Annotated in this window: 16 protein-coding genes; 5 read left to right on the plus strand and 11 right to left on the minus strand. The window is 61.5% G+C overall.

Features of this window, described 5'->3' with window-relative positions:
• Positions 1-254: 254 nt before the first annotated feature.
• From QX041_RS19595 to QX041_RS19645, 11 genes are all read right to left on the minus strand, one after another.
• Positions 255-1,304 carry an EscU/YscU/HrcU family type III secretion system export apparatus switch protein gene (locus QX041_RS19595; protein WP_315715076.1) on the minus strand — a complete coding sequence of 350 codons (1,050 nt, stop codon included), beginning with the start codon at positions 1,302-1,304 and terminating at the stop codon, positions 255-257.
• Complete coding sequence (gene sctT / locus QX041_RS19600; protein ID WP_315715075.1) at positions 1,301-2,119, minus strand: type III secretion system export apparatus subunit SctT; 819 nt, start codon at positions 2,117-2,119, stop codon at positions 1,301-1,303. Before sctT ends, QX041_RS19595 begins: the two co-directional genes overlap by 4 nt.
• 51 nt (positions 2,120-2,170) lie before the next feature.
• Positions 2,171-2,440, minus strand: coding sequence for a type III secretion system export apparatus subunit SctS (gene sctS, locus QX041_RS19605; RefSeq protein ID WP_315715074.1), 270 nt, complete (start codon positions 2,438-2,440; stop codon positions 2,171-2,173).
• Between the two features lie 24 nt (positions 2,441-2,464).
• Positions 2,465-3,112, minus strand: coding sequence for a type III secretion system export apparatus subunit SctR (sctR, locus tag QX041_RS19610; RefSeq protein ID WP_315825604.1), 648 nt, complete (start codon positions 3,110-3,112; stop codon positions 2,465-2,467).
• A 9-nt stretch (positions 3,113-3,121) separates the two neighbouring features.
• On the minus strand, positions 3,122-4,189 hold the full coding sequence (gene sctQ / locus QX041_RS19615; protein ID WP_315825605.1) for a type III secretion system cytoplasmic ring protein SctQ: 1,068 nt from the start codon (positions 4,187-4,189) through the stop codon (positions 3,122-3,124).
• Positions 4,186-4,638 (minus strand): hypothetical protein, encoded by a 453-nt coding sequence (locus QX041_RS19620; RefSeq protein WP_315825606.1) that lies wholly within the window; start codon positions 4,636-4,638, stop codon positions 4,186-4,188. The genes sctQ and QX041_RS19620 overlap by 4 nt, the downstream gene beginning before the upstream one ends.
• A 32-nt stretch (positions 4,639-4,670) precedes the next feature.
• Positions 4,671-6,014, minus strand: coding sequence for a FliI/YscN family ATPase (locus QX041_RS19625; RefSeq protein WP_410051882.1), 1,344 nt, complete (start codon positions 6,012-6,014; stop codon positions 4,671-4,673).
• Complete coding sequence (sctL, locus tag QX041_RS19630; protein WP_315715069.1) at positions 6,014-6,631, minus strand: type III secretion system stator protein SctL; 618 nt, start codon at positions 6,629-6,631, stop codon at positions 6,014-6,016. Before sctL ends, QX041_RS19625 begins: the two co-directional genes overlap by 1 nt.
• Positions 6,628-7,290, minus strand: a complete 663-nt coding sequence (locus QX041_RS19635; RefSeq protein WP_315825609.1) for a SctK family type III secretion system sorting platform protein — start codon at positions 7,288-7,290, stop codon at positions 6,628-6,630. Before QX041_RS19635 ends, sctL begins: the two co-directional genes overlap by 4 nt.
• A 63-nt stretch (positions 7,291-7,353) precedes the next feature.
• Positions 7,354-8,211, minus strand: coding sequence for a type III secretion system inner membrane ring lipoprotein SctJ (sctJ, locus tag QX041_RS19640; protein WP_316166312.1), 858 nt, complete (start codon positions 8,209-8,211; stop codon positions 7,354-7,356).
• Between the two features lie 2 nt (positions 8,212-8,213).
• Complete coding sequence (locus tag QX041_RS19645) at positions 8,214-8,651, minus strand: hypothetical protein (RefSeq protein WP_315825611.1); 438 nt, start codon at positions 8,649-8,651, stop codon at positions 8,214-8,216.
• A 342-nt stretch (positions 8,652-8,993) separates the two neighbouring features.
• On the opposite strand from QX041_RS19645, the gene QX041_RS19650 reads away from it, so the two are divergent.
• From QX041_RS19650 to QX041_RS19670, 5 genes are all read left to right on the plus strand, one after another.
• Positions 8,994-9,590 carry a nodulation protein NolW gene (locus QX041_RS19650; RefSeq protein WP_315751844.1) on the plus strand — a complete coding sequence of 199 codons (597 nt, stop codon included), beginning with the start codon at positions 8,994-8,996 and terminating at the stop codon, positions 9,588-9,590.
• Between the two features lie 61 nt (positions 9,591-9,651).
• Positions 9,652-9,864, plus strand: coding sequence for a hypothetical protein (locus QX041_RS19655; RefSeq protein WP_315751843.1), 213 nt, complete (start codon positions 9,652-9,654; stop codon positions 9,862-9,864).
• A 326-nt stretch (positions 9,865-10,190) separates the two neighbouring features.
• Complete coding sequence (locus QX041_RS19660; protein ID WP_315751842.1) at positions 10,191-10,643, plus strand: hypothetical protein; 453 nt, start codon at positions 10,191-10,193, stop codon at positions 10,641-10,643.
• 513 nt (positions 10,644-11,156) lie between these two features.
• The gene (locus tag QX041_RS19665; RefSeq protein WP_316189443.1) at positions 11,157-12,146 is read left to right on the plus strand and encodes an FHA domain-containing protein; all 990 of its coding nucleotides are present in this window, start codon (positions 11,157-11,159) and stop codon (positions 12,144-12,146) included.
• 69 nt (positions 12,147-12,215) lie between these two features.
• Positions 12,216-14,216, plus strand: coding sequence for a flagellar biosynthesis protein FlhA (locus QX041_RS19670; RefSeq protein WP_316166314.1), 2,001 nt, complete (start codon positions 12,216-12,218; stop codon positions 14,214-14,216).
• Positions 14,217-14,273 lie beyond the last annotated feature (57 nt).

Raw genomic sequence — 14,273 nt, forward strand, 5'->3', positions numbered from 1 at the left:
CGGAGGTGGCGGCGGCGGAGGAGGTGGTGGCGGGGGTGGCGGCGGAGGCGGCGGGCTGGCGACGACCGAACCACCACCTGCGTCATCTATCCGCATTCGCGCGTCTCCCCGTCAATGGCGACAGTGCTGCTTTGGCCGGCGCATATCGTCAGCCGTGCAGCCCATTCGGTGAACTCCGAGCGGCATTGTAGGACGTCAGCCAGCCGCTGATCCGGAATATATTATGAAAATACTGTTGGGCGGCGCAGCGACAGTCAGGACATGCCGCTCGCGCGCAACGCCGACGCCACTGGCTGGAAAAACTCCTCAGTGATGTAATGGTCCTGGGCGATGCGGCGATCGAGTTCCGCTGCAAGGTCTGGATTGCGCAGACGAGGAATGCCGAGCTCAGTGGCAGCTTCGGTGAGGTTGTGCGCGCGGACGGAACGTCCCTTGCACACAAGCCTTGGGACCTGTGTCTCACCCGGAACATAGCGCAACCCGACCATCACATCGTCGCCCTCAATGACCAGTGTTGCGCTTTCGATTCCTCCCCGCCCTCCCCCGTGCGCCAGCGATTGACGCTGACGGCGTTGTGCGGAGCGCACCTCCGGCAGGCCCTCCTGGTCTCTCCGCTCGCGCTTCGCCTCGCTTCGTGTCATCCGCATCTCGCGCATGAACAGTCCGCGCTGCAAGAGAACGTCGATAAGGCCGCCCACCATCAGCACGACGATTGCCGCGACGACGAGCGGTGCCATCACCGCCCCGATCACCGGCGCGAGGCACGAAAGGCCGCATCCTGGCGTGTGAACCAAGGAGTTGAGCGACATCGCGAGGACGAAAACCGAGATCGTGACGAGCAGGGTCGTCTTGACCAGACTCTTCACCAGCTCGATCAGGCTCTTGAGCGCGAAAATTCGCTTCAAACCCTTTGCGGGATGCAAGCGCTCTGCGCGGGGCTTGATAGGGTCAAGGCTGAAGACGATCCCCTTGGTGACGGCGACGTTGACGACGAGGGACATTAGGACGACGATGGCCGCCCCCCTTGCAAGGTATGGCACGGCGGCTTCGTACATCATCGTTCCGATCGTGCCCGCAGCTTCCCGAAACGGTTGCCCGCCCGCATCGCCCACGAGCATCATGGCTCCCCGTAGCCGCGCGAAAAGCTCCGGCAAGATCAGCCAGAGATAGAGCAGCATGGACGACAGGCATGCACCGGCGACCATATCGGTGCTGCGAAAGACCTGTCCCTTTTCGCGCGCCTTACGTAACTTCCGCTCGCTCGGAGGCAGCGTCCGCTCCTCAGTGCCGCCATCCTCACTCATCGCAGGAACTGCCCTAGCTGGTCCAGGATTCCGGTCAACTCTCCAAGCTGAGTACCGAAGTGATCGAGCAGAACGGCCGCATAGGGCGGCAGAACCAGGAAATAGACCAAGTTGCGCGCCGCCATCGAAAGATCGAACACATTCAACTGCGGTGCGAAACGGGCGATCACCATCAGCGCGAACATCGCAACGAACATGGCCGCCAGCACTGGGAATGCCAGGATCAATGCCAACTGCAGCACGCGGACGAGCATTTCCAGCGCCAATAGGCCGCTCTCCGCGCGTAGCAACGGCGCGAGCTCAATGACCGGCCAGAGCCTGTAGCTGCCATAAAGGGCTTCGACGACGCTATGAAAGCCGTCGGCTGCGACGAACAGAACCACCGCAGCGAGCATAAAAAGCGTGCCAGACGCGGTGGACTCGGTCATGGCGTTGGGATCCTGAAGCTGGGCATCGGGGGCCTGACGTTCGTAGTCGAGCAGGTCGCCCGCGACCTCGGCGGCCCAGAACGGGATCCCAAGCAGCAGACCAAGGAGCCCTCCGATGATCGCTTCCTTGAACCCGACCGCGACCAATCGCAATGTTTGCGTGCCGATCGGAGGAAGCACCTCAACAAGTCCGGTCATGACCGGTAGCGAGATCGCGACCACGAAGGCACCACGAATCAAGCCGGTCAGCCCGAGGCGAACAAACACCGGAAAGGTCATGACGAAGGCGCTGGGACGCGCGATGGCGAGCGCCAACGAAAGAAGATGACGGAAGACGAGATTGGCCCCCGCCTCGATGCTGTCCAACGGCATGAGGTCAAGCCCCATCGCCACTCCGCGTCGCCCATGTCCCTCCGAGCGCTATGAAGGGAAGGCCCGTCAACGCGTCAGTGCAGGAAAATCCGCAAGGATCTGATCGGCATATTGGATCAGCGGTGCCGCCAACACTGCGCCGAACACCGCCAGCGTGGCCACGACGGCAATCAGTTTGATCGTCTGCGGCAGCACCTGATCCTGAATCTGGGTTGCGGCCTGAAGAATTGAGACGAAGAGGCCAACAACCATCGCCACACCCAGGGGAGGCATGGCAAATATGAGAACGACCGTCAGACCCCTGACCAGATGATCGACGATCGTTGCTTGGCCCATTGCTTCCCCTCCCCATCTCGCAGGCTATCCGTAACTCAACACCAGGCCATGCATCAGCTTGGACCAGCCCTCGACCATCACGAACAAGAACAACTTGAATGGGACGGAGATCGTCGATGGCGGCACCATCGACATGCCCAGGGACATCAAAACCGCGGACACCACGAGATCAATCGCGATGAAGGGCAGATAGAGCAGGAATCCGATCTCGAAGGCGCGCTTGAGCTCCGAGCTCATGAAGGAGGGAACGAGGATAACGAGATCTTCGCTCGATAGCTTGGCCCTGCTGCTATCGGGCCATAAGCTGCCGGTGGCGGTGACGAAAAACTCTCGCTCCGCGACCGTCGTGAACCGGCTCAGATGTTCGCGAATTGGCTGGCCTGCCCGCTCAGCAGCATCTTTCCAGTCGGTAAAGGTTTGAAACTCGCTGGGACGATCATTGACGCGCTCATACACGGTCTCCACTAGCGGCGCGCTGACATAGGCCGTCAGAACCAGCGCAATGGCATAGAGCACGAGGTTTGGAGGCGTCTGCTGCACTCCCAGCGCGTTCCGGATCAGGAACAGGACCACGGCGATCTTGACGAACGATGTCATCGTCACGACGACAAAGATGACAAGGCCAAGTCCGGCGATGACCGCGAGAACAGCGAACAAATTGAACTGGGTCACGGCTTCAGCTCATTCGTGATTGAACAATCTGTTGATCCGCACGCCGATTGCCTCGCCGATCCTGACGATCTCGCCCTGCCCGATCCGCCGATTCCCCGCGTGTATCTCAATTGCATGTCGCGGATCCCGACCGAGATTGAAGACATAGCCGGGCGCAATCATGCGCAACTCGCCGAGAGGTATCTCGAGCTGGCCGATCTCAAATAGGAGCTTGATCTGGAGGTCGTCCAGGCTCACATCGTCTGCGCCTGTATCGACGCTTTCATGTGCCGTCATGTCCACAGCCGTCCAATGATGATGAAGATCGCCTCTGATCTGGTGCAACGTGTCCACCACTGTCGCGTCGCTTCCCTCGAAGCGGCATGAGGTGAGACGACGCTCGCCGAAGACGGCGGCGACGCGTCCATCCGGCATCGCGTGTTCGATGATCACGATGTCTCCCGGCCGTAAGCTCGCAAGCAAGCGGGCGCTAACGCGCGTAACACCAAGCCGGAAGGCCGCGCAGATCGGAACTCCGGCGGCGGCAGCCGGACCCAATGCTTGAACTTGATTTGCCAAACGGGATTCGTATGGCTCTGGTAAAGACAGGTAAGCACTGAACGATCGTTCGCCAAACCTGCCGCGACACAGGATTCCGATCGAGTCCGGAACGCTGCCATCGAAGGAAGCATGCGTGAGGATGACGGGGAGGCCGAGCGTCTCCTCGATTGCATCAAGTATGGCGGCGCAGGCGAACTCGATCAGAAGCAGCAGATCGGGCTCGGCGAGCGTAGTTCGAGGCGGACCATCAATCGCCTGCAGCGTTGCATCGATCACCTCGACAGGCAGACTTACGGCGCATGGATCACCGCCGATCGTAAAATGCAGACGACACGCCGGCCGGCTCCAAACGCCCGAGGAGGCGCCCGAGAAGGAAATCCGCAGCGGCAGACCCGCCAACTCGCAGGTGAGTTCAGCCAGTCGCCGACACCAACGACGGGCACGTAGAACATCAGCGATGGATAGCACGTCCGGATGAAATTCGGTGATCTCACCGTCAGGCGCTCCGCGCCTGCGAGCGGGGAATGGCGCGTTCATGCTTGCCGCCCCGCCGCCCTGCCGTCCGAATTAGCCATCTCCTCTAGCAACGTCTCACGGCCCTCGCGACGGCGACGTGATTGCTGCGATAACTCATCCCACTTGCGACGCCTCCGATGAGCCTTCACGAATTCGAGGCGTAGACCCTGAACTTCGTTACGCGCATGGTCGAGCGTACGGATGCTCGCAAGGCGCTGCTCGGCAAGCGCCATTGCCAGCGACTCGAGGCGCCTGAGTTGCGCGTCAAGTTGGGTGATCTCCCGCGCGGAAATTGGACGCCCTACCATCTGCTGGTAGATCTGACGTTCGCGTGCGCCACGCGCCGCTGCTTGCAACGCGAGCGCATGATTGATCTGCGTCAGTTCTGCAGCCGCTTCGACCTGTGCCTCCACGCCGCGCTGAAGCGCGGAATTCGCCCGCCGCTCCCTCTCTCCGAGAACGATCCGCATCCTGCGTATGCGCGTGAGCAGTGGATCGTACCTCATGACGCGAGCTGCTCAAGTTGATGGATCGTGCGATCCCACGGAACGACCTCGCCGAGGCCCTGCCGTAGAAAGGACTTGATAGCATCCTGCTTGGCGATCGCCTCATCGGCGATCGGATCGGATCCGGCCTTGTACTCCCCAACCTGCAGCAGGAACTCAAGCTCTGCATAGCGAGCTATGAGTTCACGCACCCTCCTGGCTGCAGAGCGATGACGGCTCGTCACGACCTGATCCATGACGCGGCTGAGGCTGGACACGACGTCAATCGCAGGGAAATGCGCCGACTGTGCGAGCTTAGGTGACAACGCGATGTGCCCGTCCAGAATGCTGCGCGTCTCCTCCGCGATCGGATCCGCGGTACCATCCCCCTCAACCAGCACGGTGTAAAATGCGGTGATTGAGCCGGCGACTCCGGGACCGGACCGCTCGAGCAACTCGGGCAATGCCGCAAACACCGACGGCGGAAAGCCCCGGCGCGTCGGCGGCTCGCCCGCGGCCAGTCCGATCTCACGCAATGCCCTCGCAAAGCGAGTGACACTGTCCTGCACTAGGAGCACGCGTGCGTTGCAATCCCGGAAGTACTCCGCGATCGTCACGGCGACATAGGCAGCCGTGACGCGCTCCGTCGGCGGCCGGTCGGAGGTTGCGACAATCACGACTGATCGCGCCCGAGCCGCTCCGGCCAGGCAGCGCTCGACCATTTCTCGAACTTCGCGCCCACGCTCGCCAATCAGTGCGACAACGCAGACGTCGACGTCCGCGTTCTGGACGATCTGGGCGACAAGCGACGATTTGCCCGCGCCGGGTTCGCCATAGATGCCGATCCGCTGCCCCTCGCCGCAGCTGAGCAGACCATCGATCGCCCGGATACCAAGTGACAAAGGGCCGTCAACGAGCCGCCGTGCCAAGGGCGCCGGCGCAGCTCCGCGGACTCGTCGAATCTGGTCGAACTCGGGCCATCCTCGTTCCTGAACGTCGAGAGGGCGCCCGAGCCCGTCGACGACGCGGCCGAGCAGCGCTGGCCCAACCATGATGCCGAGGGCCTGCCTTGTCGAGACGACTTCCGTTCTTGTTGAGAGACCCGCCACGTCTCCGAGAGGCGTCAGCAACGCGACTCCGCCTTCGATGCCCACGATCTCGGCCCGCAGATCAGGCGAGGCATGGGCAGAACGGAGCAAACAGATATCGCCAACACGCGCATCGGGAACGATCGCCCTGATGAGGGTCCCCGACACCTGAATCACGCGCCCGCGGATCGGGCGCAGTTGCGAACGGCCTGCAGCTTCACGCAACTGCGGCAGGATTCGCGCGAGTCGGTGCGTGGCAGAGCCTGCCGGCATCATGGCTCCACGCCCTCGAAACCGGCACGCAGCGCCAAGGCGAGCTGCTCCAGTTGAGCGTCAACGGAAACATCGATCTGCCCGAACTCGCTCCAAAGCATACAGCGCCCCGGCGCAAACTGCGGGTCGGACACGATGGTGAGCTGGTCGGCCCCATCCTCCAGCAGCGTCGCCACTCGTACACGGATGGACTCCATCTCCTGCGGCGCAGTCATCAGCACGAGGGCCGTACCGGAACGGATCTCTTCGAGTGCTCTGGTGATGGCGCGCGCGGCGAGATCGTCCGGCTCAAAACTTCCGAGGATCTCCCTGATGATCTCGACGACGAGCGTGATAAGTTCGTCTTGCAGATCGGCGACGAAATCATCAACCGTGACCTTCGTTTCCGCAATCAGGCGAGCCGCCTCCTCAACTCCCGCGAGACGACCATCCTCAAAGCCTCTCATGCGCTGCTCTTCGAACGCGAGCCGGGCCTGCGCGGCGATCTGCTCGCATTGCCGCCGGGCGTCGGCAAGAGAGGCAGCCGCGGAAAACCAGGTCTCCGCCTCTTCGGCTCGAACCACGGGTCCGAGCGGATGGAACGTGCCGACAGGCTTGTCACTCTCGCGGGCTTTCACGGCACCATCCCATCGGCTAGAACGCGATCAACAATCTCCGGACCAAGCTGCTGGTGTCGCCGCGAGACCGAGGAGCCCAGCGGCGAGTTAATCGGAAATCGAAGAAGGATGCGGCTGCGCAAGGTGGCGGGGAGTCGCCAGATTGCGGCATTGAGACATTGCATCCCATCACCTCGGATGAGGTCCGCAAGCGCAGATGGATTCGGGGGGCGATCGGGTTTGGGCGACAGATCGATATTGGCGAGCGCGACCTTGTGGAGTCGGGAATCGAATTCTCCGAGATGCTCCCGGAGCGTAGTCTTGAGGACCGTGGAACGAATTGCGTGGGCATGCCAAACACCGCCGGCCAGCTCACCGACGCGGCATAGCTGCTCACAGTCGAGAAGCGCAATGCGACTGCGCGTGTCAGCGACGTCGGCTGCCGTGCAGCAATCAAGCTCATAATGCACAACGATCCGCTCTGAGATATCTCGGTGGAGTCGGTCGCAGGCGAGAATCCGTGCGGCAAGCCCGGGCGAAACGCCCGGTACGCACGCGAGAAATCGTTCAACGTGGATGTAGCGTGCCGGTAATCGACAAAACGTGTCCATATCGATCACCGGCCAATGCCCCACCGGCGCGCCGGGTTCGCAGCCACCGCCGACCTTCGGAGCACGCAAGCCAAGGGATGCTCCAGGTTGCACAAGCCTACTCATTTGCCGGCCAAGCCCACTTCAATCGCACTAGGATATGACACGCAGCCGATCACGCGCCGGCCTTCGCGCCTCCCGACGCGGCGCGTTGCGTTGCGCATATCCCACGCGTGCCCGGCGCCAGAGCTGGAAGATTCCGATCGATCCCAGCAGCCCCAGCCCTACCGCGGCTGACACCTGCAGGATGAGCGGACCGTCACGCAGGGCAGATCCGTCGTGAGATAGAACGGATGCCGTCGTCTCGATCGACGTGGAGGGGCTGACTTCGACGGGATCCGAACTGCCACGCACGAAAACCACGGCCACCCTGTCGTACGTCAGTCCTTCGACACTGTTGGCAATGAGGGTCTTGATCTGCGGTAGGAGCACGGCGATTTCGGCGCGCGCGTCGTGCTTGATGAACACCGATGCCGCCGACGACGGAACCTGATCGTGACGCAACGGGTCTATCTTAGGCAGCACCACGTGGACTCGGGCAGAGATGACTCCGTCGATCTCCATGATCGTCCTTGCCAACTCTTGATTGAGCGCGTGAATCAACCTGACTCGCTCCTCTGTGGGTGACGACACCAGACCATTGCTTGAGAATATGCTGCCCATGTCTTCGAACTTCGCACGCGGCAACCCGGACGCATTCAGCAGCGTCACAGCGTCGGCAAATCGCTCCTGCTCGACCCTGACAGTATTGCTGAAGTCCTTTGCCTGGAGTCGGTCGGCGGCGATGCCGTGGTGCAGCAGAAGGGCCACCATCAGATTAGCCTCCTTCTCGCTCAAGCGGCTATAGAGCTCACCCTTGCAACCGCTCAGCATGAACGCCAAGCCCAGCACCAGCGCCAAATTCAATCCGCGCCCTCGAGCGGCCAGCCATTGTTTGCCGCAACCGGCCATTCTCATTGTCCCTTCAAGAACGTGTTGAAGATCCGGGTCGACTCGGTCGAGATTTTCGACATCAGCGTCGCCTCAATGGCAAACGAGAATGCGTACTCCAGCATTTGCAGGGCCTGACGGCCCGCGTCTGGCTTGTCCGCTCCCAGGGCCGTTCCGCCAATGTTGGAAGATGCTGGACCGGATGCTGCCGGCTCCGGCATGAGATTGAGCTCGGGCGCGACATTGCGCTGGACCCGCTCGTACGAACTCTCCATCCACTCCATCACCTTGCCGCCGAGTTGGTCGACGGCGTGCTCAGGCTCCATAGGCAGTTTAGTGACCGATCTATGCAGAGCGTCCTGAAACGACTGCTGGGCGGCCGCTCCGGGCTCAACGGCTCCGAAACTGACACCAACTGTTCCGGAAGCTGTGACGCCACCCAACGGCGCAATCGTCGTCATGTCACCGCTCCATGCCGTCTCAGGACCCCTCGTGCTCTCGCCATTGCTCACTCCAAACAAATAATGACTCACAAGGACAGCCGGACCATGGCTTGCACAACGGATCAGACAGAGCTTTGCACGGCGCCCAGCGGGGCAGAGCATAATATTTTCCTAATATATTCTCCGACGCACCCGCGACCGCTGTGATTGAATGAGATGAGCTGATAGCAACAAGTACATGTGAGTCTGCTCGTGGGTACGCGCGATCAACTACACGATTGCCACGATTGTTCCGCGACAAGGCCGCACGAAGGCCACGTTTTCCCATGCGACCCTTTGGCATCTCGGGTTCTGGTCCCATTGCGCAGCGGGGCTGCGATCGCGACCGTCTGCCTGACGCTCTCGGCGGCTGCAATCCACACCACGTCCGCAGACGCGGGTGAACCTGCTTGGCCGACCGAGTCCTACAGGTACACCATCGTCGACCAAGACCTTGGCAACGTTCTTCAGGAATTCGGACGAAATACCGGCCTGCGGTTAGAGGTGAGCCCGGAAGTACGGGGACGTGTGCGCGGGCCTCTGCCTGAACTCAAGGCAAGAGAATTCATCGAGCATCTATCCCGGAACTACGGACTCGACTGGTATTTCGACGGCTTCCGGATTTATGTCACTAGCAACAAGGAAGCTTCGAGCAGGCTCGTTCAACTCGGTGCCGTGCCGCTCCAGCGTCTCGAAGCCGCACTTCGCGATCTCGCGCTCTCCGACGCGCGATTCTCACTCAGATCCATCAAGCAGGCCGACATGGCCCTGGTCTCGGGTCCCCCGCAATACATCCAAGCGGTGGAGCGTACGCTCGCAGCACTGAAGCCTCGAGCTGACCAGCCATCGTCCGTCACCGTCTATCGCGGGGAGCACGTCCAAGTGGTCAAGCTCAACGCCCCAGGCGACGTGCCATGACGCAGATCAACGGGTTCGCAAGTCCTGCCAGATCGACCGGACGGATCAAAGGAGGGTCAGAATGGCCGTAGAAGCATCGAGCATGACGACCGCGATGGCAAGCGCCTCGAGCAGCAGCGAGGCAGTCTCGGCTGAGGATCAAGCAAAGTTCGAGGAGGCGTTTCTCAGCGCAATGCCGCAGGCGGCCGCGTTCATGCTCATGACTGTTGCTCAGGACGGTATTCAGGAGATGGCATCCGTTGGCGACGAGAATAGTGCAACCCCGGATCCGTGACGGAGCCTGCCGACTGACGCCTCGTTAGACCCTTTGCTCAGAACAAGACAGATAAGACATCGGATCGCAAACAAGGAGAGAGTTGCATGTCTAGGGTCAGCTCCCACGCATCATCCTCACGTGAAGCTCACACCGGTCACATGATGGGTCCGCACGGACACGCGTCGTCCTGGCCCGGCTTTGCAGGATTTCAGCCCACGCTCGGCGGGTCGTCAGCTCATCCGGCTCATCGCTGTGATGCGGGGGATTGGTGGCAGTCGTCGATGCCGCCCGCTTCGCAGCAGCAAGATCCGCGGACGTCTTCCATAGCATCGGACGTTCTTGGATTGGTCGCGGACGCAAAGACACCTGCAGACAAGGCGGCTCTGATCTCGGCGGCCATCAGCATCCTGAGGGGCGGACCGAGCCAGTGCGACGCGCGGAACAACGGCCGCGTTGCCAAGATCCTTGGTGACCTGACCCATCAGATCACGAATTCCACTGGGCCCAGCGATCCCGCCAAAGGTCAGCTGCTCGACGGGATCGCGAAGATCCTGAAGCAACTCGTGTCCGGCCCATCCCATCAACCCGGCGCGAACAGCTCGATACTCAAGACGCTGAATCAGCTCGTCAGCCAAGTCTCAGAGGCAAAGGGCCTTGACCAAGCGACGAAGAACAACATCCTCGACAAGCTTTCCTCGATCATTCTGCAACTCGCGGATTCAAGCTCGGGATCGCCATGCGACCGCTCCGCGGGACACCTCTCGGCCGACAACCATATCACCGACAGAGCTGAGTAAAGCAACGAGGCCTCATTCTCGCAACGCGACGAGAGCGATGAGACCAGGACGTTGAAGGAAGCGCGAGAGGCGTACCTCACAAGGTGCGCCTCGGGACGGGATCCAAGCCGCCGCTTCAGCCGAGAGGTGATCAGCGTGGACAACGCTAACGATCACTTCCCGGCTGGAGGGCATTCCCCGACAGCCCAATCCTCAACGCAACACGAACATAGAGAGATAAAGCGATGTCCCATTCAACAGGCTCCGTTTCTTCGACGACGTCATCGAACTCGAGCATCGATAGCGCGATCGCGAAGATGAAGAGTGCCTTCGACGAAGCGATCAAGACGAATGCCGAGATCACGACCAAGAAGACGCACTGGGGATCGATCGAGACGGTCGCGCAGCAGCGCCCGAACGTCGGCTGATCCAGCGATCGCCCTCGGACAGCTACCAACCGCTTACGGCACGGGGCGTTCGTACCGAGCGCTCCGCTGCCAACATGGCTGCTAGGCCCTGATGGAGAGGCAGAGAATGCCGGCATCACCGTCCCCATTCGAACTCACAATCCGATCGGGCCTTCATGCCGGGGTCAGGCAAGAACTCGACGCCGGGACCTATCTGGTGGGTCACTCGATGGACGCCGATGTCGTTCTCATGGATGACTGTCTGGCTCCTTTGCACGCGCGGTTCGCGCTAGAGGCGGACTGTTGCGAAATCGAAGGCACCGCAGATAATGTTCTGCTGAACGGCACCCTGCTCGGTGCCGGAGAAGCACGGATCAGTCGTTATCCGGCCGATGTCGTTCTGAATGGAATTCAGCTCCGCTTCACCCGCAAGCGCAGAACGACCCGCTATACCTTCTTGAGGTATGGACTCGGCACCGCCGCGATCCTGGTCTGTCTAGCCCTGCTTCTGCAGGGATTTCCCGCTGGTGCGGACAAGGTGCCCGGCGATGGCGGCTATGCCACAGCTGAGCGGCTGAGATCCCCCCGCTGCGACTCCGACTGTTCGACGAAATATCCGAGCAGGCACGCGCCCAATTCGCCCGCCCCCACCCTTACGCCCGCACGACTGCCCGGCCAGGACAGAACGGGACGGGCCGGCGCGGAGCCCGGCGCGCCGGTGGCGGATTTGAACAGCGCGGCGGACGCGCTGCGCCAGCGATTGCTGACTGCGGGCCTCACGACCGTCGAGATTGTCAGCGACTCAAACGCCATCACGGCGAGAGGAAGCATTGAACCCGCGGCGTTAGGCAGGTGGCGCGACATTGAGCGATGGTTCGACGGCACGTTCGGCATTGCCATCGTGTTGACGAGCCAGGTCGAGGCGAAATCTGTAAAGCGTAGCGCCCCTTTGACCGTTCAGGCGATTTGGGCCGGAAATGGGCCGTATGTCATTGATGGACGCGGTCAGAAGCTGTTCGCAGGCGCCGTTATCAGCGAAGGGTGGATCGTCGATCGAATTGAACAAGATCGGGTCGTATTGCGTCGCGGCGCAGACCTGCTCGCCGTGAGCTTGTAAGACCATGCCGCTCTGCGTTTCGATCAATGTGACGAAGGTTTCGATCCCGCTTGGATGGAACCGCAGATTATGACGGCCATTGTCGAGAGCTTGACCCGCTGGTCGAACGACAAGCGCGAGCTTCTCGTCGTCATCCTGATCGTCAGCACGATCATGGCGATGATCCTGCCGATTCCGACGGCGCTCGTCGACGTCATGGTGTCCGTCAACATCGGCGCGTCGATTCTGCTGCTGATGGTGGCGTTCTACTTGAACGCCGCGGTCGAATTCTCCGCACTTCCGGCAATCATTCTCATATCCACGGTGTTCCGGCTCTCGATTTCCATCACCATTACGCGCCTAGTGCTCAGCCAGGCCGATGCCGGGTCCATCGTTCAGACCTTTGGCGAGTTCGTCGTTTCCAGCAATGTCGTGGTTGGGCTCGTGGTGTTCCTGATCATCACGATCGTCCAGTTCGTCGTCATCACCAAAGGATCTGAACGGGTCGCCGAAGTTGCTGCCCGATTCACGCTCGATGCGCTGCCGGGGAAGCAGATGAGCATCGATGCCGACCTTCGCAACGGCGACATCAACCAGGCCGAGGCCCGGCGCCGCCGACGCCGGCTGGAGCGCGAGAGCCAGCTCTACGGAGCGATGGACGGCGCCATGAAGTTCGTCAAAGGTGATGCGATCGCCGGTCTCATTATCATCGCCGTCAACCTCGTTGGCGGCATCGTTGTCGGCACCGTGCAGCACAGGCTGCGTATCAGCGAAGCGATCCAGCTCTACTCGTTGTTGACGATCGGCGACGGCTTGGTCTCCCAAGTCCCGGCGCTGTTCGTGTCGATGGCGGCGGGAACGGTCGTGACCCGGGTTGCGACAGAAGCGCCGAGCAATCTTGGTTCCGAGATCATGGAGCAGATCACGTCGCAGCCGCAATCCCTGCAGCTGGCCGGTCTCATGATGCTCGGGCTGGCGTTCGTACCGGGTTTTCCGGCGCCGATTTTCCTTTTTATGGCCACCGTGTTCGGCGGCTCCGGCGTTGCGATGCTCTTGGCTCGACGGCGAGCCCAACGAACCTCCGGCACGGCGCAACCGTCCGACCCGTCAGAGCCCACGAGAAGTTCGCGGATCGCTATCCCGGCGGCCAAGTCTGCACCGATCATGATCCTCGCGGAAGCCGCCTTGTGCGATGAACTGCGGAGAGCCGGCATTCATGATCGGATCAGGCGGACGCGACAGGACGTGGCAGACTGGCTCGGATGCGCCTGTCCAGGGGCGGCAGTCGACGAAAGCAGCGCCCTGGCGCCCGGTCATTTCAGGATCGAGCTGCATGGCGTGCCTCTTCTGCTCTCGTCCGGTGAACTGGATCAGCCGACAACCCGAACGGCGGGGGGAGCGGCCATCTCCGCAGTCGATGCCGAGCTGCGGCGCGTTCTTGTCCGCTATGCGCCGGAGTTCCTCGGCATACAGGAGACCAAGCGCCTGCTCAACCAGTTAGAGGCTGACTACGCCGACTTGGTGCGCGAGGCCTTGCGTGTGGTCCCTACACAGCGCATCACCGATGTCCTTCGCCGGCTGCTCGACGAGCGGGTGTCCATCCGCAATCTGCGGCTGATTCTTGAGACGCTGGCCGAGTGGGGAATGCGGGAGCAGAGCAGCGTCATGCTGGTCGAGCACGTGCGGCTGGCGCTGCGCCGGCAGATCTGCTTCGAAAGCTCAGGATTTGATCGGACCTTGCGCTGCTTCGTGCTTGATCGACAGACAGAGGAAGCGATCCGAACGGCCGTGCACGCCCTCGATGAAAACGCTCAGACGTCTCTCGATCCTGCCGTCAGCACGCGCCTGCTTGATGCGTTGACCCGGCAGCTTGCCGACGTCGATCATCTTGCCGCATCGCCGAGTATTGTACTGGCCTCCGCCGACCTGCGCCGGGTGGTCTGGACGCTGCTTGCGCCGTCCGGTCTCAATGTGGTCGTGCTCTCCTATCAGGAAATCTCAAAGGACTTTCGGGTCGAGCCGATCGCCGTCCTTGGATTGGATGAATCACGCGAGCAGGCTGAACCTTCCCCGATCCCGGCGATGCAATGAACCAGTCAACCCGCGACGACACCTGCGAGGTTTCGAGACCTGAACTATAAGACAGTG

This window comes from Bradyrhizobium sp. SZCCHNRI2009, from assembly GCF_032485115.1.
Lineage (GTDB): Bacteria > Pseudomonadota > Alphaproteobacteria > Rhizobiales > Xanthobacteraceae > Bradyrhizobium.

What these genes read in the sequence shown, in the direction of transcription:
- sctS (WP_315715074.1), bottom strand. Translation starts at nt 2,440, where the DNA reads ATGGGCCAAGCAACGATCGTCGATCATCTGGTCAGGGGTCTGACGGTC.
- sctT (WP_315715075.1), bottom strand. Translation starts at nt 2,119, where the DNA reads ATGGGGCTTGACCTCATGCCGTTGGACAGCATCGAGGCGGGGGCCAAT.
- QX041_RS19595 (WP_315715076.1), bottom strand. Translation starts at nt 1,304, where the DNA reads ATGAGTGAGGATGGCGGCACTGAGGAGCGGACGCTGCCTCCGAGCGAG.
- sctJ (WP_316166312.1), bottom strand. Translation starts at nt 8,211, where the DNA reads ATGGCCGGTTGCGGCAAACAATGGCTGGCCGCTCGAGGGCGCGGATTG.
- sctQ (WP_315825605.1), bottom strand. Translation starts at nt 4,189, where the DNA reads ATGAACGCGCCATTCCCCGCTCGCAGGCGCGGAGCGCCTGACGGTGAG.
- QX041_RS19670 (WP_316166314.1), top strand. Translation starts at nt 12,216, where the DNA reads ATGACGGCCATTGTCGAGAGCTTGACCCGCTGGTCGAACGACAAGCGC.
- QX041_RS19620 (WP_315825606.1), bottom strand. Translation starts at nt 4,638, where the DNA reads ATGCGGATCGTTCTCGGAGAGAGGGAGCGGCGGGCGAATTCCGCGCTT.
- QX041_RS19625 (WP_410051882.1), bottom strand. Translation starts at nt 6,014, where the DNA reads ATGCCGGCAGGCTCTGCCACGCACCGACTCGCGCGAATCCTGCCGCAG.
- QX041_RS19665 (WP_316189443.1), top strand. Translation starts at nt 11,157, where the DNA reads ATGCCGGCATCACCGTCCCCATTCGAACTCACAATCCGATCGGGCCTT.
- QX041_RS19645 (WP_315825611.1), bottom strand. Translation starts at nt 8,651, where the DNA reads ATGACGACGATTGCGCCGTTGGGTGGCGTCACAGCTTCCGGAACAGTT.
- QX041_RS19655 (WP_315751843.1), top strand. Translation starts at nt 9,652, where the DNA reads ATGGCCGTAGAAGCATCGAGCATGACGACCGCGATGGCAAGCGCCTCG.